21 protein-coding genes are annotated in these 19,616 nt (G+C 75.0%); 11 read left to right on the forward strand and 10 right to left on the reverse strand.

Going from position 1 to position 19,616, the window contains the following annotated elements; translation table 11 throughout:
- Nucleotides 1-111 precede the first annotated feature (111 nt).
- Complete coding sequence (locus ACWCYY_RS33975; RefSeq protein ID WP_449798202.1) at nucleotides 112-498, forward strand: VOC family protein; 387 nt, start codon at nucleotides 112-114, stop codon at nucleotides 496-498.
- An 89-nt stretch (nucleotides 499-587) separates the two neighbouring features.
- Nucleotides 588-1,313, forward strand: coding sequence for an SDR family oxidoreductase (locus tag ACWCYY_RS33980; protein ID WP_345289503.1), 726 nt, complete (start codon nucleotides 588-590; stop codon nucleotides 1,311-1,313).
- Between the two features lie 6 nt (nucleotides 1,314-1,319).
- Here the strand turns inward: ACWCYY_RS33980 and ACWCYY_RS33985 are convergent, their stop codons facing one another.
- The 3 genes from ACWCYY_RS33985 to ACWCYY_RS33995 form a co-directional block, all read right to left on the reverse strand.
- Nucleotides 1,320-2,756 carry an aminotransferase class V-fold PLP-dependent enzyme gene (locus tag ACWCYY_RS33985; protein WP_449798203.1) on the reverse strand — a complete coding sequence of 479 codons (1,437 nt, stop codon included), beginning with the start codon at nucleotides 2,754-2,756 and terminating at the stop codon, nucleotides 1,320-1,322.
- Between the two features lie 289 nt (nucleotides 2,757-3,045).
- The gene (locus tag ACWCYY_RS33990; RefSeq protein ID WP_345289500.1) at nucleotides 3,046-3,558 is read right to left on the reverse strand and encodes a DUF2199 domain-containing protein; all 513 of its coding nucleotides are present in this window, start codon (nucleotides 3,556-3,558) and stop codon (nucleotides 3,046-3,048) included.
- An 11-nt stretch (nucleotides 3,559-3,569) separates the two neighbouring features.
- Nucleotides 3,570-4,829 carry an ROK family protein gene (locus ACWCYY_RS33995; protein WP_449798211.1) on the reverse strand — a complete coding sequence of 420 codons (1,260 nt, stop codon included), beginning with the start codon at nucleotides 4,827-4,829 and terminating at the stop codon, nucleotides 3,570-3,572.
- Nucleotides 4,830-5,032: 203 nt separating this feature from the next.
- Between ACWCYY_RS33995 and ACWCYY_RS34000 the strand changes: the two genes are divergently transcribed.
- Complete coding sequence (locus ACWCYY_RS34000) at nucleotides 5,033-6,259, forward strand: MFS transporter (protein WP_449798204.1); 1,227 nt, start codon at nucleotides 5,033-5,035, stop codon at nucleotides 6,257-6,259.
- A gap of 144 nt (nucleotides 6,260-6,403) precedes the next feature.
- Here the strand turns inward: ACWCYY_RS34000 and ACWCYY_RS34005 are convergent, their stop codons facing one another.
- Both ACWCYY_RS34005 and ACWCYY_RS34010 read right to left on the reverse strand, forming a co-directional pair.
- Entirely contained in the window at nucleotides 6,404-6,922 is a 519-nt protein-coding gene (locus tag ACWCYY_RS34005) for a GNAT family N-acetyltransferase (RefSeq protein ID WP_345289498.1), read from the reverse strand.
- A 36-nt stretch (nucleotides 6,923-6,958) separates the two neighbouring features.
- Complete coding sequence (locus tag ACWCYY_RS34010) at nucleotides 6,959-7,807, reverse strand: alpha/beta fold hydrolase (RefSeq protein WP_345289497.1); 849 nt, start codon at nucleotides 7,805-7,807, stop codon at nucleotides 6,959-6,961.
- A 168-nt stretch (nucleotides 7,808-7,975) separates the two neighbouring features.
- Here ACWCYY_RS34010 and ACWCYY_RS34015 point away from each other — a divergent pair, with 168 nt between their 5' ends.
- Entirely contained in the window at nucleotides 7,976-8,545 is a 570-nt protein-coding gene (locus ACWCYY_RS34015) for a HutD/Ves family protein (RefSeq protein WP_449798205.1), read from the forward strand.
- On the opposite strand, the gene ACWCYY_RS34020 is transcribed toward ACWCYY_RS34015, so the two are convergent.
- Nucleotides 8,529-9,755, reverse strand: a complete 1,227-nt coding sequence (locus ACWCYY_RS34020; RefSeq protein ID WP_449798206.1) for an alpha/beta hydrolase family protein — start codon at nucleotides 9,753-9,755, stop codon at nucleotides 8,529-8,531. The two genes, ACWCYY_RS34015 and ACWCYY_RS34020, sit on opposite strands and share 17 nt — an antisense overlap.
- Before the next feature lie 115 nt (nucleotides 9,756-9,870).
- Between ACWCYY_RS34020 and ACWCYY_RS34025 the strand changes: the two genes are divergently transcribed.
- The 4 genes from ACWCYY_RS34025 to ACWCYY_RS34040 all read left to right on the forward strand — a co-directional run bounded on the left by ACWCYY_RS34025 (nucleotide 9,871) and on the right by ACWCYY_RS34040 (nucleotide 13,310).
- Nucleotides 9,871-10,470 (forward strand): TetR-like C-terminal domain-containing protein, encoded by a 600-nt coding sequence (locus tag ACWCYY_RS34025; protein WP_449798207.1) that lies wholly within the window; start codon nucleotides 9,871-9,873, stop codon nucleotides 10,468-10,470.
- Between the two features lie 53 nt (nucleotides 10,471-10,523).
- On the forward strand, nucleotides 10,524-11,468 hold the full coding sequence (locus ACWCYY_RS34030; RefSeq protein ID WP_345289492.1) for a helix-turn-helix transcriptional regulator: 945 nt from the start codon (nucleotides 10,524-10,526) through the stop codon (nucleotides 11,466-11,468).
- A gap of 79 nt (nucleotides 11,469-11,547) precedes the next feature.
- On the forward strand, nucleotides 11,548-12,426 hold the full coding sequence (locus ACWCYY_RS34035; protein ID WP_345289490.1) for a carbohydrate-binding protein: 879 nt from the start codon (nucleotides 11,548-11,550) through the stop codon (nucleotides 12,424-12,426).
- A gap of 116 nt (nucleotides 12,427-12,542) precedes the next feature.
- Nucleotides 12,543-13,310: a class I SAM-dependent methyltransferase gene (locus ACWCYY_RS34040; RefSeq protein ID WP_449798208.1), complete on the forward strand. Its 768-nt coding sequence runs from the start codon at nucleotides 12,543-12,545 to the stop codon at nucleotides 13,308-13,310.
- A 46-nt stretch (nucleotides 13,311-13,356) separates the two neighbouring features.
- Here ACWCYY_RS34040 and ACWCYY_RS34045 read toward each other — a convergent pair whose 3' ends face one another.
- Together ACWCYY_RS34045 and ACWCYY_RS34050 are read right to left on the reverse strand one after the other, a co-directional pair.
- Entirely contained in the window at nucleotides 13,357-14,118 is a 762-nt protein-coding gene (locus tag ACWCYY_RS34045) for an acyltransferase (protein ID WP_345289488.1), read from the reverse strand.
- Between the two features lie 96 nt (nucleotides 14,119-14,214).
- Nucleotides 14,215-14,994 carry a nucleotidyltransferase domain-containing protein gene (locus ACWCYY_RS34050; protein ID WP_449798209.1) on the reverse strand — a complete coding sequence of 260 codons (780 nt, stop codon included), beginning with the start codon at nucleotides 14,992-14,994 and terminating at the stop codon, nucleotides 14,215-14,217.
- 186 nt (nucleotides 14,995-15,180) lie between these two features.
- On the opposite strand from ACWCYY_RS34050, the gene ACWCYY_RS34055 reads away from it, so the two are divergent.
- The gene (locus ACWCYY_RS34055) at nucleotides 15,181-15,564 is read left to right on the forward strand and encodes a hypothetical protein (protein ID WP_345289485.1); all 384 of its coding nucleotides are present in this window, start codon (nucleotides 15,181-15,183) and stop codon (nucleotides 15,562-15,564) included.
- A gap of 179 nt (nucleotides 15,565-15,743) precedes the next feature.
- Here ACWCYY_RS34055 and ACWCYY_RS34060 read toward each other — a convergent pair whose 3' ends face one another.
- Complete coding sequence (locus ACWCYY_RS34060) at nucleotides 15,744-16,199, reverse strand: DUF5994 family protein (RefSeq protein WP_345289484.1); 456 nt, start codon at nucleotides 16,197-16,199, stop codon at nucleotides 15,744-15,746.
- Between the two features lie 248 nt (nucleotides 16,200-16,447).
- On the opposite strand from ACWCYY_RS34060, the gene ACWCYY_RS34065 reads away from it, so the two are divergent.
- The gene (locus ACWCYY_RS34065; RefSeq protein ID WP_380148711.1) at nucleotides 16,448-17,035 is read left to right on the forward strand and encodes a CBS domain-containing protein; all 588 of its coding nucleotides are present in this window, start codon (nucleotides 16,448-16,450) and stop codon (nucleotides 17,033-17,035) included.
- A 47-nt stretch (nucleotides 17,036-17,082) separates the two neighbouring features.
- Here ACWCYY_RS34065 and ACWCYY_RS34070 read toward each other — a convergent pair whose 3' ends face one another.
- Nucleotides 17,083-18,069, reverse strand: coding sequence for an ArsR/SmtB family transcription factor (locus ACWCYY_RS34070; RefSeq protein ID WP_380148709.1), 987 nt, complete (start codon nucleotides 18,067-18,069; stop codon nucleotides 17,083-17,085).
- 79 nt (nucleotides 18,070-18,148) lie between these two features.
- Here ACWCYY_RS34070 and ACWCYY_RS34075 point away from each other — a divergent pair, with 79 nt between their 5' ends.
- Entirely contained in the window at nucleotides 18,149-19,429 is a 1,281-nt protein-coding gene (locus tag ACWCYY_RS34075) for an MFS transporter (RefSeq protein WP_449798210.1), read from the forward strand.
- Nucleotides 19,430-19,616 lie beyond the last annotated feature (187 nt).

Here is a 19,616-nt window from a genome sequence, read left to right on the forward strand (position 1 = left end):
CGGAGACCTGGTCCGCGACGATCCAGCGGCAAGCGACGAAGCCGGGCCCTGTGGTTAAGATCCACTGACGGGGCGTCAGCAAGGGCACCCCGCTCCGAGACGGGGGTTGTCATGCGCGTGAAGGGTTTCGATCACCTGGTGCTGAACGTCGGGGACGTGGAGCGTTCGCTGGCGTTCTACACGGAGACGCTCGGCCTGGAGGGCGTGCGGGTGGAGGAGTGGCGGGCCGGGAAGGTGTCGTTCCCGTCCGTCCGGGTCTCCGAGGGCACGATCATCGACCTGTTCGTCCGCCCGCGGGAGGCGTCCAACGTGGACCACTTCTGTCTGGTGGTCGACCCGCTGGACTGGCAGGAGGTGATCGACTCCGGCGCCCTCGACGTGATCGACGGCCCGGACGGCCGTTTCGGCGCCCGGGGCGACGCCCAGTCGGTCTACCTGAAGGACCCGGACGGCAACACCGTCGAGCTGCGCTGGTACCCGCAGGACGTCGACGCCTAACCCGGACGCGGCGCTGCCGTGGCGGCCCGGAAGGGGCGGTGGTCTGCTGAATCCCGGCAGACCACCACCCGGCCCGAGAGGACCCCGCCGTGCCCTCCGCTCCCCTGATCGTGATCACCGGCGCCAGCTCCGGCATCGGCGCGGCCACCGCCCGCCGGATGTCCGCCCTGGGCCACCCGCTGCTCCTGTTGGCCCGTCGGCTGGACCGGCTGGAGGCGCTCGGCCTGCCGGACGCCCTCTGCCGCAAGGTCGACGTCACGGACCGTCAGGCCCTGGACGCGGCCGTCCGCGAGGCCGAGGAGGCGTACGGCCCGGCCGACGCGATCGTCAACAACGCCGGGGCGATGCTGCTCGGCCGGATCGCCGACCAGGACCCGGACGAGTGGGAGCGGATGATCGACCTCAACGTGAAGGGCGTGCTGTACGGCATCCACGCCGTGCTGCCGGGCATGGTGGCCCGGGGCCGCGGCACGATCGTCAACATCAGCTCGGTCGCCGGTCGCAAGACCTTCCCGAACCACACCGCGTACGTGGGCACCAAGTTCGCGGTGCACGCCATGTCGGAGAACCTGCGCGAGGAGCTGGCCCCCAGCGGGGTCCGGGTGGTGGTGATCGCCCCCGGCGCGGTCGAGACGGAGCTGCTCTCGCACACCACCGACGACCGGATCAAGCAGGACTACCAGGCCTGGAAGGAGTCGGCCGGCGGGGCGCTCGACCCGGAGGCGGTGGCCCAGGCGGTCGCGTACGCGTACGGGCAGCCGCCGCAGGTGACGGTCCGGGAGATCGTGCTCGCCGCCACCGGCCAGCAGGGCTGAACCCGCTCAGCACCCGGTCCGGGGATCGCTCGGATCCGGCTGCTGACGCTCCACCAGGTCCTGGCAGACCGTCAGCAGCCGGTCGACGTCCGCCGCCGCCGTGGCCGCCCCGACCGAGGCCCGCACGGCGCCCTGGGCACGGACCGGGAGCAGCCGCAGGTAGTCGTCCACGTCGGCCAGGTCCGCCGGGCCCGCGCCCGCCAGCACGGCGCGGACCAGCTCGGGCGTCAGCTCGTTGTACTGCTCGGCCACCCCGGGGTTGCAGAAGCAGCCGGTCCGGATGCTCACCCCGGCGGCGGAGGCGGCCCGCTGGCAGAGCCGCTCGTCCATCTCGGTGCCGTCGGGCCGGAGCAGGTTGAAGGTGACCGTGGGACCTCGGGCCTCGGTGTCGGCAGGCCCGAGCAGGTGGACTGCCGGGGCGCCGTCGGGGTGCCGCAGCCCGGTCAGGCCGTCGAGCAGCCGGGCGGTCAGCCGGCCGGTGTGCTCGCGCAGCGCCGGGTAGCCGAGGGCGGTGTGCCAGCGGGCGGCGGCGGTGACGTCGGGGAGGGAGAGGAAGGCCAGCGTGCCGTCCTCCAGGCCCTCGGGCGCCGGGGCGGGCAGGTGCCAGTCGGTGTGCGAGGAGGAGGCGAGCACGGTGCCCCCGGCGAACCACGGCCGCCGCAGCACCTCCAGCGACTCCCGACGGGCGATCAGACAGCCGACGCCGCTCGGATAGCCGGTGATCTTGTACCAGGAGAGCGCCACGTAGTCGGCGGGCACCGCGGCCAGGTCGAGCGGGCCGGTCGGGAGGTACGCCGCCGCGTCCAGCAGCACCTGCCAGCCCCGGGCCCGGGCCAGCTCCACCCACTCCAGCGGGTGCCGCACCCCGGTCGCGTTGGACTGCGCGGGGAAGGCGAACAGCCCGGGCCCGCCGTTCAGCTCCGCCTCCGCGAGGCCGTCGAGCAGGTCGGCGGTGCCGGTCCGCAGCTGCGGACCGGGCGCGACCACGGTGACCGGCGCTCCGGCCGGGCGGGCGTAACGGCGGATCCCCAGCACCGAGTTGTGGTCGTCGCCGAGCATCAGCAGCCCGCGCCCCGGCCCGAACGGGTACGCCTCGGCGACCAGCCGCAGCGCCCCGGTCGCGTTCGGCGTGAAGACCACCACGTACTCCTCGGCCGGGGCCCCGCAGAACTCCAGCACCGCCCGCCGCGCCTCCTCGGCCAGCCGGGTGGAGAGCCCGGAGGACGGGCTGGCCGAGTGCGGGTTCCCGTACACCGCCGAGGCCAGCCGCTCGGCGTGGCCGCGCACGAGGGAGAGCGGCGGCAGCGCGGCGCCCGTGTAGTCCAGGTACGCCTGCCCCGAGGCGTCCAGGTACGGGAACTCCTCGGCCCGCAGCGCCGCGAAGTCCCACTCGCCCCCGGCCCCCTTCGCTCCCCCGCTCGCACCCCCGTTGGAGCCGGCCATGGCCACTACTCCCTGCCGCGTCCCCACCCCGGAGTGCCACGATCGGCCGAACTCCGGGTCACCTGGCTGGTGTGCTGCCATCCTCCGGCCAATGCCGGACTGCTGCCACTCCAGCTGCTCGGATTCCCCAACCCCCTTTGTCGAAAGAGGACTTCGGGTCAACCGTAGCTGCCCCTCCCCAGCCGCCGGCGCATCGCCGCGGCTCGTCCTCCTGCCCGGGCAGCGCCTCGGTGATCACGACCCGCTCCGCCCTGCCCAGCACCTCCCGCAGCCGTGCGGTGCCGGGAGGCTACCGGTCCGCGACCTGCGGGCCCATCAGGATTTCGGCGAACTCGCGGACCCGGGCCGTGGTGATGCCCTCACGCTGCTCGACCGCCAGCGGGTGGTCGGTGGGTTCGAGCTCGATCAGCGGGCGGGTGCCGACGGCCTGGGTGTGGACGTGGGTCTTCAGCAGCAGGGTGGACTCGTCGTACGGCAGCTCGGTGCAGAGCCAGCCGAAGTACGGCGGCTCCTCGGTCCGGGCCGGGTCCTCCCAGCGGTCGTGCATCCGGTCGAAGCTGTCCCGGCTGAGGGAGACCCAGACGCCCCAGTCGAAGTCCTCGTCGGCGTCGGTCACCGGCAGCCGGACCACGCCGCGCACGTAGAAGTGCTCGCCCTTGATCACGCACTGCTCCTCCGACAGGAAGCTGTCGCGCCGGAAGCGGTAGGACCGCTTCCAGCCCGGCGGGTCGGTGGGGGCGTACGCCATCGGCGGGCCGTCGTGGTGCTCGCCGCAGCAGGCGCAGTCGTGTGCGTGGGACATGAGCGGTGAGCTTACGCACCACCCACCTGCAGCACCGACTGGGGGTCGTGGAGGTACGGGGCCCAGGCCAGTTCGGCGGCGCCGACCAGCCCGGCGTGGGTGACCTCGGCCGGGACGATGGGGACCCGGCCGCTGCGTCCCCAGAGGCAGCGCTCGGCGACCACCGAGGCGAGGCGCTCGGGGGCGGCGGCGAGCAGGTCGAGGTGGAGGCCGCTGAGCACGATGCGGTCAGGGTTGAGGATGTTGACCAGCCCGGCCAGGCCGAGGCCGAGGCGGTCGACCACGTGGTGGACGGCGGGCAGGGCCGAGGGGTCCGCGGCGAGCTCGCGGGCCTGGGCTAGCAGGGGCCGGCCCGGGTCGGGGGTGCGGCCGGCCGCAGCGAAGAGGGCCTCGGGGTCGGTCTCGGAGTTGAGGCAGCCCTGGTTGCCGCAGAGGCAGCGGCGGCCCTGCGGATCGACCGTCAGGTGGCCGACCTCCAGGGCCAGTCCGGCACTGCCGGTGTGCAGCCGGCCGTCGATCACCAGGGCCCCGCCGACGCCCCGGTGGCCGGAGGTGACCAGCAGGACGTGGCGGGCGCCCCGGCCCGCGCCGTGCCGGTGCTCGGCCAGGGCGGCCAGGTTGGCGTCGTTGGCGACGGCGCTCGGGAAGGGGCTGAGCGCGCGCGGTCCGTGGTCGGCCTTGCGGACCTCCTCGGCGTACAGGTCGGCCACGGGGGTGCCGCTGGGCCAGGAGAAGTGCAGCGCCGCGAGCGCCGTGCCGTCCGGCTCGGTGACGGGGTTGGGCAGCGCGAGGGCGGCCCCGAGACAGCGGCGGGAGGAGGCCCGGGCCAGCGCGGCCCCGGCCTCGGCGACGGCGCGCAGCAGCCGGACCGGGTCGGTGGCGGCGGGCAGCGGCAGGTGGACGGGCGGCTCCAACTGCCCGCCCAGCCCGGCCAGCGCCACGCTGATGCCGTCCGCGTGCAGCTGAGCCGCCGTCACCACCGGGCCGGAGGGGTCGATGGAGAGCCGGTGCGAGGGACGGCCGCGGCCGCCGCCGGCGGGGCTGGAGTCGACGGTGATCAGCCCGAGCGCCTCCAGCTCGGCGCTGACCGCGCCGGCGGTGGCCCGGGTCACCTCCAGCGCGCCGGTGAGCACCGACCGGGTCGGCGCCTGGCCGGTGTGCACCAGCGCGAGCGCGGGGCCGAGCAGCGTACGACCCCGGTCGGGCGCGGCCCGGCGCCCCTGCGTGCCGGAGCCCTCGGCGGCGGCGAGGCGCGGGAGGGCGGCGGCCAGGGCTCCGGCGGTCTGACGCACCGTCGGGTGGTCCGGCTGACGCTCCACCGGGCGGTCGGCCCGACGCTCCCTCGGGCGCTCCGTCGAGTGCTCCGTCGGGCGCGACGTCGGGCGCTCCGTCGAGTGCTCCGTCGGGCGGGGGCCCGTGCTGCCGGGCGGGTTCGGGCTTGAAGGCGTGTGCGGCACTCGTCTATTGTGCTTTTGTGCCGCTACTGAACAAAACACGCGCCCGTTCCGCAGCCCACCTTCACCCGGCCGGCCCCGTCCGCTCCCGCTCCTGGCCCGCCGCCCGCACCGCCCTCACCGCGTTCTTCGCCGTGGACGGCTTCCTGTTCGCCTCCTGGGTGGTCCGGATCCCGGACGTCCGGGCCCAGGTCAACGCTTCGCACAGCGCCCTCGGGCTGGCCCTGCTCTGCATCTCCGCCGGCGCGGTGGCCACCATGGCCCTGGTCGGGCGGCTCTGCGTGCGCTACGGCAGCCGCCCCGTGACGGTCGGCTCGCTGGCCCTGCTCAGCCTGGCCGTGGTGCTCCCCGCCCACACCTCCTCGGTCGGCGTGCTCGGCGGCGTCCTGCTGCTCTTCGGGGCCGGCTACGGTGCGGCCAACGTCGCGATGAACAGCGCCGCCGTCGACCTGGTCGAGGAACTCCGACGGCCCGTCATGCCGAGCTTCCACGCGGGCTACAGCCTCGGTGGCCTGCTCGGGGCGGCGGCCGGCGGCCTGCTCTCCGGCTCGCTCTCCACCGCCTGGGCGCTGGCCCTCGGCGGAGCACTCGGCCTGCTCGTCACCGCCGTCGCCGGAGCGGTGCTGCTGCGCGCCCCGCAGCCGGCCCCCCGCAAGCCCGACACTCCCTCCACCGCCTCCGCCGCTCCCCGGCCCGCCCGGCACGCCCGCCTCCTGGTCGTCCTGCTCGGCCTGACCGCGCTCTTCACCGCCTACGGCGAGGGCGCGCTCGCGGACTGGGCCACCCTGCACCTCACCGACGACGTCAAGGTGAGCGCCGGAGCGGCGGCCACCGGCTACGCCGCCTTCGCCTTCGCGATGACGGCCGGGCGGCTCGGCGGCACCTGGCTGGCCGTCAGGCTCGGGCAGACCCGGGTGGTCCTGGGCGGCGGCCTGACCGCCTGCGCCGGGATGCTGCTCGCGGCCTTCGCCCCGACCCTGACCGCGGCCCTGGCCGGCTTCGTCCTGGTCGGCCTCGGCCTGGCCAACGTCTTCCCCCTCGCCATCGCCCAGGCCGGAGCCATCGGCGGCCCCCGGGGCGTGGCCACCGCCTCCACCCTCGGCTACGCGGGCATGCTGGTCGGCCCGCCGGTGATCGGGTTCCTCGCCGACGCCACCAGCCTCCCGCTGGCCCTCACCACCGTCGCGGCGGCCGCCGCCCTGGCCGGAGCCCTCGCCCTGGCCACCCGCCCCCGCCGCGCGGCCTGACGGCCCGTCGCCCGGAAGGGCAGCGCCCTCGGGGCCGCAGGCCCCAGGGGCGCGAGGAACTGCGCGAACCGGAAGGCGGCACACCTGCAACTGAGGGCACATCAGCCAGTCGCAGGTGCTGCCGTACCCCCTGCGGTGCGCTTCCTAGGCGGTGCGCCCGATCCGGAAGGCCTCCAGCTCGACGCCGTACCAGCGGGAGGTGCGCCCCTGGGCGGTCATGCCGAGGCGGCGGCAGACGGCCATGGACGGCTCGTTGCCCGGGTACACGACCGCGTGGATCTCCGTCAGGCCCTCCGCGAAGCCCTTGGCCAGGGCGCCCCGGGCGGCCTCGGTGGCGAAGCCGTTCCCCCAGCTGTCGGGGTGGAGGTGCCAGCCGACCTCCACCTCGCCGTCGCCGCCCGGCAGCGGCACCAGCAGGACGGAGCCGGCCACCACCCCCGTGTCCCGCCGTTCGAGCGCCCAGACCCCGTACCGGGGATCCGCCGAGCGGACCCGGCAGCGCTCCAGGAAGGCCTCGGCGTCCGCCCGCCCCTCCCAGGCCCGGGGCGTGGCGCCCAGCCAGCGCGCCACCTCCCAGCGCGAGTAGGTGTCGAGGGCCCGCTCCAGGTCCCCCTCGACCCACTGCCGCACGACCAACCGCTCCGTCTCGAAGACCGCCGCCACCGCTACCGCCTCTCACCGCAGGGATCCGAACGGGCGTCATGCTGCCCGAACCAGCCCCCGCTCCGCCCGCGCATTTCCGCCGCCCGCGACCGAGCCCAGGAAGCCCTCGACCAGCTCGACGAACTCGTCCTCCCGCTCGAAGAAGAGCACGTGCCCGGCGTCCACCTCGGCGTACCGCGCCGAGGGCAGCGCGGCCGCCAGCTCCCGGCTGTGCTCCACCGGGACGGTGGCGTCCTGGGTGCCGCCGATCACCAGCGTCCGCGCGCTGACGCGGGGCAGCAGCGCACGGATGTCGACGGCCAGGTCGAGGTCGACGTGCCGCAGGGTGCCGGGGGTGGGCGGCAGGTTGGGGACCAGCTGCTCGACCTGCTCGCGGCCGATGGCGTTGAGGAAGCCGCGGCTGAAGCCGGTCATGGTCACGTGGCGGCCGAAGGCGTCCGAGTCGGGGAGCAGGCGGCCGACGGTCCGCCAGACGGTGAACAGGTTGCGCAGGTGCTCGTCGCCGTCGGTGTGGGCCCAACCGGCCACCAGGACCAGGCGGTTGACCAGGTCGGGCCGCAGGGCGGCGACGGCCGCCGAGACCGGGGCGCCCATCGAGAAGCCCAGCAGGTCCACCGGGCCGCGTCCGGCGTGCTCGATCACGGCGATCACCTGGGCGGCCAGGCCCTCGACGGTGAGCGGACCGCCCGCGTCGGTGGTGCGCTCGGTGCCGGAGAGGTCGGGGGTCAGCACGGTGCGGGAGGCGGCGAAGCGCGGGGCGGTCCGGCCCCAGGTGACGGCGGCTCCGGCGGAGCCGGTGCCGTGCACCAGGAGCAGCGGGACGCCGGGGGCGCTGCCGGTGACGTCGTACTGGACCTGGGCATCGGCGACGGGGACGACGGGCATGGTGACGGCTCCTCATGTGCGGCCCCGCTGGGGCTCTCTCCTGCTGACGGGAGAGACTCTGCCGGGCCGCCGGGAGCGGGAGGAGAGCAGCGCTTACCCTGGGACCGGCGGTCCCAGGCTCCGTGCGGGGGCGGCCGGCACCGGCACCAGCGGCAGTGAGGCGAGAAGATGACGACGGTTCAGGTCCAGGTGCTCCCGGCCGGGCAGCGCGCCGCCACCCCCTGGCTGAACGGCGGCGGCATCACCCGCGAGGTGGCCGGCCACCCGTCCGGGGCGGGACTGGCGGACTTCCACTGGCGGGTCAGCCTCGCGGACGTGGCGCAGGGCGGCCCGTTCTCCCGCTTCGAGCAGGTGGACCGGGTGATCACGATGGTCGAGGGCGCCGGGATGGCGCTCACCGTGGACGGCACCGAGCACCGGATCGCCGAGCCGTACCGGCCGTTCGCCTTCTCCGGCGACGCCACGACCGACTGCGTGCTGCTCGGCGGCCCGGTGGTGGACTTCAACGTGATGACCCGTCGGGGCAAGGCCTCCGCCGAGGTGGAGATCGCCGACTTCCAGCGGGACGTGACCGTCCCGCCGGGCGCCGCCGTCCTGCTGGTCTGCCTCGCGGGCACCGCCGAACTCGGCTCTGCCGACGTCTCCTTGGGGCGGTACGACGCCGCGCTGCTGACCCGCGAGGGCGAGGACCGGCTGCGGGTGGACGGCGTGGTCGCGGTGGTCACCCTTCGGGCGTGAGGGGCCCGGGCCGGAGGGCCGGCACCGTGTCCAGCCAGTCGAAGGTGACCTGCTGGAAGCGGGCCATCGCCCCCATGTGGCAGTGCTCGCCCGCGCCGTCCTCCTCCCGCAGCGTCACCAGCTCGTGCGGGCAGGTGAGGGCGTCCGCGACCCGCTGCGGCTGGCCGCGGAAGAACTGGTCGTCCTCGGCGTCCAGGACCAGGGTCGGGCAGTCGATGAGCCCGGCGACGCCGTCCAGGGTGTAGGCGGCGGTGCGGCGGACGTAGTCGCAGGGCGAGGAGGCGCCGAAGGTCCACATCCCGTTCCGCATCGCCCAGTTGACCTGGGTGCTGGTCCGCATCACCAGGTCCAGCACGGGCCCGGCGACGTCGTCCCGGCCGGCCGTCACCCACTCCGCGAGGAACGGCGGCATCCCGGTCAGGTGCGGCTCGTGGTAGCTGTACAGGCCGTCGTCGAGCACCAGCGCGGCGAGCCGGTGCTCGAACGCGGCGGCCCGGGCCGCCAGGTGTCCGCCGAGGCTGTAGCCGAACAGCACCAGCCGGTCGGGGTCGATCTCGGGGTGGGTCAGCGCGTGGTCGATCACGGGCGTGACCACCGCCTCCCAGTCGGGCCGGAAGACCAGGCCCTGGAGGCGCAGCGCGGCGCCCTGGCCGGGGCCGTCGTAGGCGAGCACGTGGTAGCCGCGGCGCATGGCGGCGGCGGCGATGACGAAGTAGGACTCCTCCAGGGTGGAGTCGAAGCCGCTGGTGAAGACGATGGTGGGCCGCGGGGTGCCCGAGTCGTCCACCAGGAACAGGTACCCCGGCAGGCCGGTGCCCTCGTACGGGACGGTGACCGCCCGGACCGGACGGTCCATCAGCTCGACCGCGGCGGCGAAGGTCTCCCGGGAGAGGGCCGAGAGCCGCTGGACCTCGGGGTCGTGGGCCGGGTCCTCGCGGCGGAAGAACTCGGCGGTGCGGTAGTAGTTCGAAGCGCGCAGCAGCGCCTCCCGCGCACTGACCCGGGCCCCGGCCGCCAGGGCGCGGTCGCCGGTGCCGTGCACGCGCTCGGCGGTCGCCGTCCACTCCCGCAGCCAGGCGTCCTCGTCGCCCTCGGCGATCCGGCCGGCGGTGGCCACCACCTCGCCCAGGTCGGCGCCCCCGTCGCCGGCGAAGCCGGCCGCCCGGAGGGTCTCGAAGGAGAACGACTCGTTCTCGAACAGGAACTTCATGGTGCGCACACCTCCGTCGGCGCCGAGACGGAACGGTTCCGTCTCGACTATGACCCCGACGGTACGCCGCCGCTAGCCGAGACGCAACCGTTCCGTATCGCGTAGGATCGCGGCCATGGCAGGCACCCCCACCACTCCGCGTCCGGCCGGCGGCCCCGTGCTCCAGGACTCCGTGACGGCCGCGATCACCGAGGCCTTCTTCGCCGAGCTGGCCGCGACCGGCTACGCCAGGCTCTCCCTGGAGGCGGTGGCCAAGCGGGCCGGCGCGGGCAAGGCGGCCATCTACCGGCGCTGGTCCTCCAAGCAGGACATGACCCTCGCCCTCCTCTCGGAGCTGGTCACGGCCACCCCCGAGCCGGTCGACACCGGCACCCTCCGGGGCGACCTGGCGGCCTTCCTGGCCGAGATGGCCGAGGGACTGGGCCATCCGCTCGTGCTGCGGATCCTCCCCGACCTGATCGCCGAGGGCGGCCGCAACCACGAACTGGGCGAGGCCCTGCTCAGCACCGTGCGGGACCCGCGCCGGGCCCGCGCCACCCGGATGCTGGAGCGCGCCGTCGACCGGGGCGAACTGCCGGCCGGGCTCGACCTCACGGCCGCCCTCGACCTGCTCGCCGGGCCGCTCTACTGGCACCTCGCGGTCGTCCGGGCCCCCGCAACGCCCGAGTACCTGGACCGGCTGACCGCGATGCTGCACGCCGCCCTGCGGGCCTGACCGATCACACTCTGGTCTGGACCACTGACGGCCCCCGGCGGCAGACTCCACGGATGACCGTCGAGTTCCCCGTCCACCGGTTACAGGTGCCCGAGCCCCAGGTGCTGCCGTTCGCCATCGGCTCCTTCGACACCATCGGAGCGCTGTCCAGGGCCGACTTCCCGCACCGGCACACCTTCTACGAGATCGTCCACGTCACCGGCGGCCGCGGCACCCACGTGGTGGACCTGGCGCACTGGCCGCTGGAGCCGCCGCAACTGTACGTGGTGGCCCCCGGCCAGCTGCACCACTGGGAGGCGGCGGACGGCCTGACCGGCCAAGTCCTGCTGTTCGACGAGGACTTCCTGCTCTCCCATCCGGAGGACGTCACCGCGCTGCGCACCCTGGCCACCCGCCCCTGGCGCGACCTCGGCCCGGCCGCCGGCGAAGTGGCCGCGCTGTTCCGCGAACTGGACCGCGAGTACCGCACCCTGGCGGAGGGGTACGCGGGGATGCTCCGCTCCTACCTGCACATCCTGGTCGTCCGCGCGCTGCGCGCCGCCTCCGCCGCCACCCCGGACGGCGGTGCCGCCGCGCCCGGCCGGGCCGCCGAACTGGCCGCCGCCTTCGGCCGGTTGATCGCCGAGCCGGGGCGCTCGGTGGCGGACTGCGCCCGCGAGCTGGGCGTCTCCCCCGGCCACCTGCACGAGCTGGTGAAGCAGGCCACCGGCCGCACGCCCGGCCGGCTGATCCGCCAGCGGCAGACCATGCGGGCCAAGCTGCTGCTCGCCCGCACCTCCCTGACGGTCCGTCAGGTCGCCAGGGAGAGCGGCTTCGAGGACCCGGCGTACTTCTGCCGCTTCTTCCGGAGGGAGACCGGAATGAGCCCCGGCGAGTTCCGCGGCCGGGCCGCCGAACCGGGCGGCTGGGCCGCCGAGCGGGGCGGTGAGCGGGGCGTCGGAGAAATTCACCACGATCCCCGGCTGCCGTCCATCGCGAGCCTCCCCGACGGCCCGTAGGTTCACTGCTGCCCGCCCGTCGGCTGTCATGACCGCGCCCCCACAGTGGTCATGCCCCCACACCGGAGGTTCCACCGCCATGTCCGCACAGCACGACCCCGAGCTGCCCGGCACCGAGGCCGAGCCCGGCCAACGCCGGTTCAGCCGCAAGACCATGCTCAAGGGCCTCGCCGTGGCCGGCGCCGCCCCGCTGCTGATCGGCACCGGCCGTGCCCTGGCCCGCGACCAGCGGGGCACCGGCGCAGACCTGGAGCCCACGCCGTTCTGCGACGACCACGACGACCCGACGATCCCGCAGACCGAGGGCCCGTACTTCAAGCCCAACTCCCCGCTGCGCAGCTCGCTGATCACCGACAGCACCCCGGGCACCCGGCTGACCGTCAGCGGCTACGTCTTCGGCTCGGCCTGCCTGCCGATCGCCGGCGCCCTGCTGGACTTCTGGCAGGCCGACGTGAACGGCGCCTACGACAACACCGGCTTCACCTTCCGCGGCCACCAGTTCACCAACGCCCAGGGCGCGTTCAGCCTCACCACGATCGTGCCCGGCCTCTACCCGGGGCGCACCCGCCACATCCACGTCAAGGTGCAGGCCCCGAACCGGCCGATCCTCACCACCCAGCTGTACTTCCCGAACGAGCCCCGCAACAGCACCGACACCATCTTCGACGCCCGGCTGCTGATGAACGTCCGTCAGATCGGCTCGGCGAAGGAGGGCACGTACGACTTCGTGCTGAACGTGCCGCAGACCCCGTCCCCCTCGCCGTCGCCGTCCTCGCCCGGAACGCCGAGCCCGTCCCCCAGCCCGACCGGTGGCACCACCACCTGGAAGGCCGGCGCGAGCTACAAGGCGGGCGACCAGGTCACCTACAACGGCGTCACCTACCGCTGCCTGCAGGCCCACACCGCCTACCCCGGCTGGGAGCCGCCGAACGTCCCGGCGCTCTGGCAGCGCCTCTGACCGAGGCCCCTCCGGCTCCACCTCCCCCAGTACCCGGGGCCGAACAGGGGGGACCCCGGGCGGACCGGCGGCGAATTCGTTTGCCGCCGGTCCGTTTCGCACGCGATGATCCCGTTATGTCACGTACTTTCGAGGACCTCGTCGCCGAGGCCGAGTCCGTCTCCGTCGACGGCTGGGACTTCTCCTGGCTGGACGGCCGTGCCACCGAGCAGCGACCGTCCTGGGGGTACCAGCGCACGCTCCGGGCCCGGCTGGCCCGGCCCGGAGTGCGGGCCGCGCTGGACCTGCAGACCGGAGGCGGTGAGGTGCTCGCCGGCGCCGCCCCGTTCCCCTCCCTGATGGTGGCCACCGAGTCCTGGCCGCCGAACGTCGCCAAGGCCACCGCCCGGCTGCACCCGCTGGGCGTCGCGGTGGTGGCCGACCAGGACGAGCCGCCGCTGCCCTTCGCGGACGCCGCCTTCGACCTGGTGACCAGCCGTCACCCGGTGCGCCCCTGGTGGGAGGAGATCCACCGGGTGCTCCGCCCGGGCGGCAGCTACCTCGCCCAGCACGTCGGCCCGGCCAGCGTCTTCGAGCTGGTGGAGTACTTCCTCGGGCCGCTCCCGGAGGAGGTGCGCCGGGCCCGCCACCCCGAGGACGAGGCCGAGCAGGCCCGGGCGGCCGGGCTGGAGGTGGTCGACCTTCGGCCGGAGCGGCTGCGCACCGAGTTCCTGGACATCGGCGCGGTGGTCTACTTCCTGCGCAAGGTGGTCTGGATGGTGCCGGGCTTCACCGTGGAGAAGTACCGCGACCGGCTGCGCGAGCTGCACGGGCGGATCGAGGCGGAGGGCCCGTTCGTCGCCCACTCCGCCCGCTTCCTGATCGAGGCCCGCCGACCGGCCTGAGCACCGCCGAGCAGCTGCGGGTACCGCCGGCCGGCCTGACGCCGGGTCAGGAGGCCCTGCCCTCCCCCGGCAGCCGCAGGTCCCAGCCGATCAGCGCCCGCAGCTGCTCGGCGGTGACCCCCTCCGGGATCGCCGTCGGCGGCTCGTGCCGCAGCGGCGGCTGCCAGCCGTCCAGCTCGGACCAGCTGCGCACCACCTTGGCCGGCGCCCCGGCCACCACCGCGTGGTCGGGCACCTCCCCGTTGACCACCGATCCGGCCGCCACCACCACGTTGCGCCCCAGCCGGGCGCCCGGCAGGATCACCGCCCCGGTGCCGATCCACGACCCGGAGCCGATCTCCACCGGCGCGTTGCGCGGCCACTGCTTGCCGATCGGCAGGTCGGTGTCGTGGTACGAGTGCGCGGTGTCGGTGATGTAGACGTACGGGCCGGTCCAGACGTCGTCCCCGAGGGTGATCGACTCGTGGCCGACGACGTGGCTGCCCCGGCCGATCACGCACCCCCCGCCGATCCGCACGATCGGTTCCGGCCCGAGGTCCAGCCCGGGCAGGAAACCCGCCGAGATGGTGACCCGCTCGCCGATGATCGAGAACGGGCCGATGGTGATCCACTGCTCGTTGAAGACCGCCCCGAGCGGGAAGGCCAGCTTGGTCCCGTCCCCCAACTCCCGGAAGCGGTAGGGCCCGGGGTTCCGGTTGGAGACCGCACCGAGCTTCTGCACCAGCCCCCAGCCGCGGTGCACCAGCCGCCCGGCGGCACGGCGGCCTCGGTCGCGGACGGCGGTGAGCAGCGAGCTGGAGTTCGACATGCGCCCCACGCTATCGGTCCGCTCCGCCGCCGGGCAGGGCGGAGGGAGCAAGGTCACACCAGGTGGGAGCGGTCGGCCACCGCGCGCACCGACCCGTCAGGGCCGGGGCGCCTTGGTGCCGTGCACGGCGGTGTACTCCGCGGCCAGCCAGGGTCCGAGCTCCTCGGTGACCAGCCGTCGGGCGGACTCGTCGGGGACGGGGTCCAGCGCGGCCAGCGCCACGGTGCGCAGCTGCTCCGCGCGCTCGGGGTAGTACGACCCGGCGATCTCGGCCGAGCGCAGCAGGTCGCTGGTCCAGCCGCCCCAGCGCGGCATCACCAGCGTGAACGCGCTCCTGACGGTCACTCGGCAGGTGCCGCGCACCGTCCCCTGCCCGCCCCGCCATCGGACCAGGTGGAGCGGGTAGTCGCCGTTGGTCTCCCGGGCCAGCAGCGAGCTCGGCCGGTAGCGGGGCAGGTCAGCGGCCAGGTCGGGGCCGAGCAGCGGGGTGCAGAGGCAGGCCAGGAACCATCCGAGGTCGTACCGCTCCGGCTCGCTCAGCAGGGTGGCGGTGTCGAAGAGCAGCACCCCGACGCCGTCCACCTCCGGGTGCGCGGCGTCCAGCCGCGCGGCCATCCGGTCGGCGTCGGCGCGGTCGGCCGCGGTGGGCGGGCGGTGCAGGGCGAGCAGCAGGTCGAGGTCGGAGCGGCCGGGCCGGGCAGTGCCGCGCGGGACGGAGCCGTAGAGGTAGCCGCTGTGCAGCCGGTCCGGACCGTACGTCTCCACGATCGCGGCTCGGGCCGCGTCGACCAGCCCGGCGAACTCCGGCTGCACCCGGTCGAGCGAGCCCTCCCTGACGAAGTGTCCGTCGGCGTCCAGGCCCTTGTCGTGATCCATCCGCACCACGCTACCCGCCGTACGCCCACCGGGTGCGGGGCCGGGCGGCGGGCGGATGGTTCGTGGGCCCGTGCTTCCGGTTCGCCCTGGGGTGGGGTTTGGCTCAACTCCCCTGGGGTGGGCGGCCGATGCGCTTGGTGGTGCGAGTCCGAACCGATCGGCTCGCCGCTCGGAAGGGGATCAGAGATGCTGCGGAACAAGCGAGCGTTCGGGGCGGGTCTGCTGGCGGTGGCGCTGACCGTCGGGATGGGCATCGCCGCCCAGGCCGGTGCCGAGGACCGGGCGGCCGGCTCGGAGCAGCGGGCCGAGCCGGCCGCCGCCGTCCGGGCCGTGGACGGCATCCAGCTGGTGACGCTGCCGAACGCCAACGTGCCCAACTTCCAGCGACGTACGGTCTCCTGCCCGGCCGGCAAGCGAGCCCTCGGCGGCGGGGCCGAAGCGCGCGGCAACGACGCCACCCTGGTCGGCAGCTTCCCGACCGACGACGGGCGGGGCTGGGTCGGCCTCGGTCGCCAGGGGAACACCAGCTCGGTCGGCATCAGCGTCTTCGTGATCTGCGCGAACGCCTGACCCGGACCCCGGCCCGGCGCCGGGCGGGGCGGCCCGCAGCCGCTCCGCCCGGCGTCGGCGTCCCCGGGAGGGCCGGCGGGCCTCCGGACGGGTACCGGCCGACTGCGAGCGACGCGGCCGAGCCGCTCCGCCGCACTCCGGCCGCTCGGTCCGGGCCGGCCTCCCGACCCGTCGTACGGTCATCGGCCCGGGGCCGGCAGGAGCTCGGCGGCGGGGGTGTGGTTGCCGGTGCTCGCGGCTCCGGCCATCGCGGCCCGCGCGGCCGCCGGAGCGGTGCGCGGCGGCACCACCAGGAGGAGGTAGTGGTCCTGGAAGCCGCAGGTGAGGCTGATCGTGGCCGTGCTGCCGGAGTACCGGCCGATCCTGACGGCCAGTCCGTCGACCTCCAGGGAGCGCGGAGCCTCGTCCCAGGCCGAAGTGTCCAGGCCTACGCGGACGATGCGGCCGAGGTGGCGGGTCAGAGCAGTGATCAAGTCCGGGAGCTCGTCCAGGAGGTGGCCCGAGCGGGGCCACCAGGCACCGTCGAAGACGCCGTCGCGTGCCAGGGTCGGTTCCAGCGAGAGGCGCGGCAGCAGCGGGAACACCGGAACGGTCCACGAGCCGGACGAAGAGGGGGTGGGGAGCGGAATCTGCATCACGTGGTCCGCGTTCCGGTCCCTGGGTTCAGGACCTCTCGGGCCCAGGAGCCACCGGTGCGGTGCCGGCGTGCGCGTTCCTCGGCTGCTGCCAACCCTACTGCGCGGTGATGCCCGCCGGGGCGGACGGGGACGTAGGGTAGGGGGCATCCAGGGCACTTCGCACTCCGGTAGTCGATCCGGCCTCGTTCTGGGTGACGACCCGGGCACCTCGTACCCCGTCCGGGGGACAGGCAACGGTGAACACCGTGACCACCCAGACCGCGCGCGACATCCAGTCCGCCCTCACCCTCAGCACGCCGTCCGTCCTCGGCGTCCGGTCCGTCCCGGGCACCGGCCCCACCCGACCGCACGAGGTGACGAGACGGCCCACGGTCGGCGATGCGATGGTGCCGTGGGAGTACCAGATCACGACGGACAGCACCGTCGAACGGGCGGAGGACGTCCTGCGCGCGGCCCACGTGGACTACCTCGTGGTGCGCGACCACGACGGCCGCTGCCACGGCCTGGTCACCCGCAGCGGACTGCACGCGTTCCACGCCTCCTCCTGGTACACCCTGCGCACCCGGGTGCGCGAAGTCGGCCACCAGCGCGGTCCGTTCACCTGGCCCGCGATGGACCTGGTGCTGGCCGTCCTCGCGATGCGGATCAAGCACCTGACGGTCTGGCCGGTCGTCGACGACGACGGCTACCTCGTCGGCGTCCTCACCTCCACCGCCGCCACCCGCCACCTCGGCCGTCATGGACGGACTCGGCCTGCCGATCCTCCGGGGCCTCGGGGAGGGCCGGCCGCTCCCCGCTCCCCGGCTCGCAGCCCCGCTGCGGGCGCTGGGTGAGGAGCGGCCGGGACGCGACACCGGGGCGGGCGCCGACCGGGCCGCCGTCAGCCGAGGAGTTCGTCGGCGAGGGGACTGCGGGTGTACAGGACCAGGCGGCCGCTGCGGGTGCGGGTGACCAGGCGGGTGGCGTGCAGGACCGAGAGGTGCTGGCTGACCGCGCCGGGGGTGACGCCGAGGCGGGCGGCGAGTTCGGTGGTGGAGGCCGGTTCGGCGAGCAGGGCGAGCAGGCGGGCCTTGGGGGCGCCGAGGAGGAGTTCGAGGGCGGCCGGGGCCGGCGGTGCCTGCGGGGTGGGGGACATCGCGCCCTGGCCCCGGGCGGGGTAGACGATCGACGGCGGGTAGTCGTGGCTGATCGAGGTGATCGCGCCCCGGGCGAAGCAGGTCGGGGTGAAGACCAGCCCCCGCGCGGCCACCGTGATGTCGGTGTCCGCGTCGCCCCAGTCCCGATGGATCGTCAGGACGCCGTCCGCCCACTCCAGGCGCTGGTCCAGGTCCGCGAAGAGCGCCGCCGCGCCGCGTTCGGCGAAGATCCGGGAGCGGTGCACCAGGTCCGCCTGGAGCACCGGCCGGGCCCGGGGCCACCAGAGCGGGGCGAGGCAGTCCTCCCAGTACTGCGCCAGCGCGTCGGCGATCCGGGCGAGGAGTTCCGCCGGGTCGCGCGCGAGGCCCTCGGCCAGCAGCGGCGGCAGCGGCTGCTCGTGCGGCAGGTGGGCGGCGCGCAGCTCCACCGCCAGCCGCTCGGGCGGCAGGGCGCGGACCACCGCCAGCTCGGCGTGGAAGTCGGGCTGCGGGGTGGTCGGACGGGGCGTCAGGAAGTCCGGCACGTACCGGTTGCGGCCCACCAGGGAGAGCAGCAGCGGCGCGCCCGGCAGCCGTTCGAAGGCGGGGCGGAGCACCTCGGCCCAGGGTGCCTGCACGGGGTAACGGCCGGGGTGGGTCCACAGCCGCAGGCCGAGCGCGGTCTCCTGGAGCGGGGAGAGGGCGAAGGAGGCGTTGGCCAACGCCTCGGTGCTGAGCCGGAACCGGTGCATTTCCCCCACCAACGGGCCGACGATTCAGCCATACCCTAAATCAGTTACGCGCCCGGCCCGCAGGCGGTGGGATCGGTGCATGACCTCCACCACCCTCGGGCCCCGGCCCTCCCCTGCCCGCGAGCGCCTCCGGGACCGCCTGCTCCACCCGGACCGGACGATCCGCCGGCTCTCCGGCATCACCCTGGTCAACTGCCTCGGCAACGGCCTGTCCATGGCCCTCGGGGTCCTCTACTTCACCCGGGTGCTCGGCTTCGGCCCCGCCCGGGTCGGCCTCGCGCTCACCCTGGCGGGGATCTGCGGGGTGCTGGCCGGCATCCCGGCGGGCCGGGCCGCCGACCGGTGGGGCGTCAGGCCGGTGCTGATCGGGCTGGTCGCCGTGGAGGCGGTCGGCATGGTGGGCTACGCGGTGGTCCGCGACTACGCGCTCTTCCTGCCGCTGGCCTGCGTGGTGGCCACCGCCGACCGCGGCTCGGCCGCCGTCCGCAGCGCGCTCTACGCCGAGGTGCTGCCGCCCGAGCGGCGGGTGGTCGGGCGGGCGTACCTGCGGGTGGTCACCAACGTGGGCATCGGCCTCGGCACGGCCGCCGCCGCGCTGGTGCTGCACGTGGACACCCCGGGCGCCTACGTGACCGCGATCCTGGCCGACGCGGCGAGCTTCGCGGTCGTGGCGGTGCTCTACGCGCTGGCCGTCCCGCCGGTGGAGCGCGCTGCCGGGGCCGGCCCGGAGGAGGCGGGGCCGGGCGGGCGCAACCCGGCGCTTCGGGACCGGACCTTCCTGGCCGTCACCCTGCTCAACGCGGTGCTCTGCCTGCAGTTCCCCCTGCTGGAGGTGGGCGTGCCGCTCTGGATCGTCGACCACACCGAGGCGCCCCGGGTGCTGGTGGCCGGCTCACTGATCGTCAACACCCTGATGGTGGTGCTGCTCCAGGTGCGGGCCGCCCGGGGCACCGGGACCGTCGCGGGGGCGGGCCGGGTCTTCCGGTACGGGGGTCTGCTGGTCGGGCTCTGCTGGGTGGTGCTCGGCCTGGCCCACGGGCTGCCCGGCTGGGCCGCCGCGCTGCTGGTGGTCGGCGCGGTGCTGCTCCAGGGGCTGGGGGAGGTCACCACCCAGGCGGCGGCGTGGGCGCTCAGCTACGAACTCGCGCAGGAGGGGCGGCACGGCGTCTACCAGGGCGTCTTCAACTCCGGGCAGGCGGCGGCGCTGATGCTCGGTCCGGTGCTGGTAACCACGCTGGTGCTGCCGCTCGGGCTGGCCGGATGGGTGATGACCGGGGTGGTCTTCGCGGTGGCGGCGCTGGCCATGCCGGTGGTGGTGCGGCGGGCGACCGCCGGTGTGACGGGAGCCACGGTGACGTGATCGCCGTGGTGCTCTGGCCGGGGGCGGGGTGGGCGTGTCAGAGTCCTGTCACCGGCCGGGTGGGCCCGGGCCCCCCCCCCGCCCCCCCCCCCCCCCCCCCCACCCAAACCCCCCCCCCCCCCAAACCCACCCCCCCCCCACCCCCCCCCCCCCCAACACCCCCGGGGCCGAAGGGAGCCCCCGCCCC

The organism is Kitasatospora sp. NPDC001664 (genome assembly GCF_053596675.1).

Excerpts from the sequence above, each read along its gene's own strand:
- ACWCYY_RS34055 (WP_345289485.1), top strand. The coding sequence starts at position 15,181 with ATGCTGCGGAACAAGCGAGCGTTCGGGGCGGGTCTGCTGGCGGTGGCG.
- ACWCYY_RS33990 (WP_345289500.1), bottom strand. The coding sequence starts at position 3,558 with ATGTCCCACGCACACGACTGCGCCTGCTGCGGCGAGCACCACGACGGC.
- ACWCYY_RS34070 (WP_380148709.1), bottom strand. The coding sequence starts at position 18,069 with ATGCACCGGTTCCGGCTCAGCACCGAGGCGTTGGCCAACGCCTCCTTC.
- ACWCYY_RS34035 (WP_345289490.1), top strand. The coding sequence starts at position 11,548 with ATGTCCGCACAGCACGACCCCGAGCTGCCCGGCACCGAGGCCGAGCCC.
- ACWCYY_RS34045 (WP_345289488.1), bottom strand. The coding sequence starts at position 14,118 with ATGTCGAACTCCAGCTCGCTGCTCACCGCCGTCCGCGACCGAGGCCGC.
- ACWCYY_RS34030 (WP_345289492.1), top strand. The coding sequence starts at position 10,524 with ATGACCGTCGAGTTCCCCGTCCACCGGTTACAGGTGCCCGAGCCCCAG.
- ACWCYY_RS34020 (WP_449798206.1), bottom strand. The coding sequence starts at position 9,755 with ATGAAGTTCCTGTTCGAGAACGAGTCGTTCTCCTTCGAGACCCTCCGG.
- ACWCYY_RS34060 (WP_345289484.1), bottom strand. The coding sequence starts at position 16,199 with ATGCAGATTCCGCTCCCCACCCCCTCTTCGTCCGGCTCGTGGACCGTT.
- ACWCYY_RS33985 (WP_449798203.1), bottom strand. The coding sequence starts at position 2,756 with ATGGCCGGCTCCAACGGGGGTGCGAGCGGGGGAGCGAAGGGGGCCGGG.
- ACWCYY_RS34015 (WP_449798205.1), top strand. The coding sequence starts at position 7,976 with ATGACGACGGTTCAGGTCCAGGTGCTCCCGGCCGGGCAGCGCGCCGCC.
- ACWCYY_RS34025 (WP_449798207.1), top strand. The coding sequence starts at position 9,871 with ATGGCAGGCACCCCCACCACTCCGCGTCCGGCCGGCGGCCCCGTGCTC.
- ACWCYY_RS34050 (WP_449798209.1), bottom strand. The coding sequence starts at position 14,994 with ATGGATCACGACAAGGGCCTGGACGCCGACGGACACTTCGTCAGGGAG.
- ACWCYY_RS33975 (WP_449798202.1), top strand. The coding sequence starts at position 112 with ATGCGCGTGAAGGGTTTCGATCACCTGGTGCTGAACGTCGGGGACGTG.
- ACWCYY_RS34040 (WP_449798208.1), top strand. The coding sequence starts at position 12,543 with ATGTCACGTACTTTCGAGGACCTCGTCGCCGAGGCCGAGTCCGTCTCC.
- ACWCYY_RS34010 (WP_345289497.1), bottom strand. The coding sequence starts at position 7,807 with ATGCCCGTCGTCCCCGTCGCCGATGCCCAGGTCCAGTACGACGTCACC.
- ACWCYY_RS34075 (WP_449798210.1), top strand. The coding sequence starts at position 18,149 with ATGACCTCCACCACCCTCGGGCCCCGGCCCTCCCCTGCCCGCGAGCGC.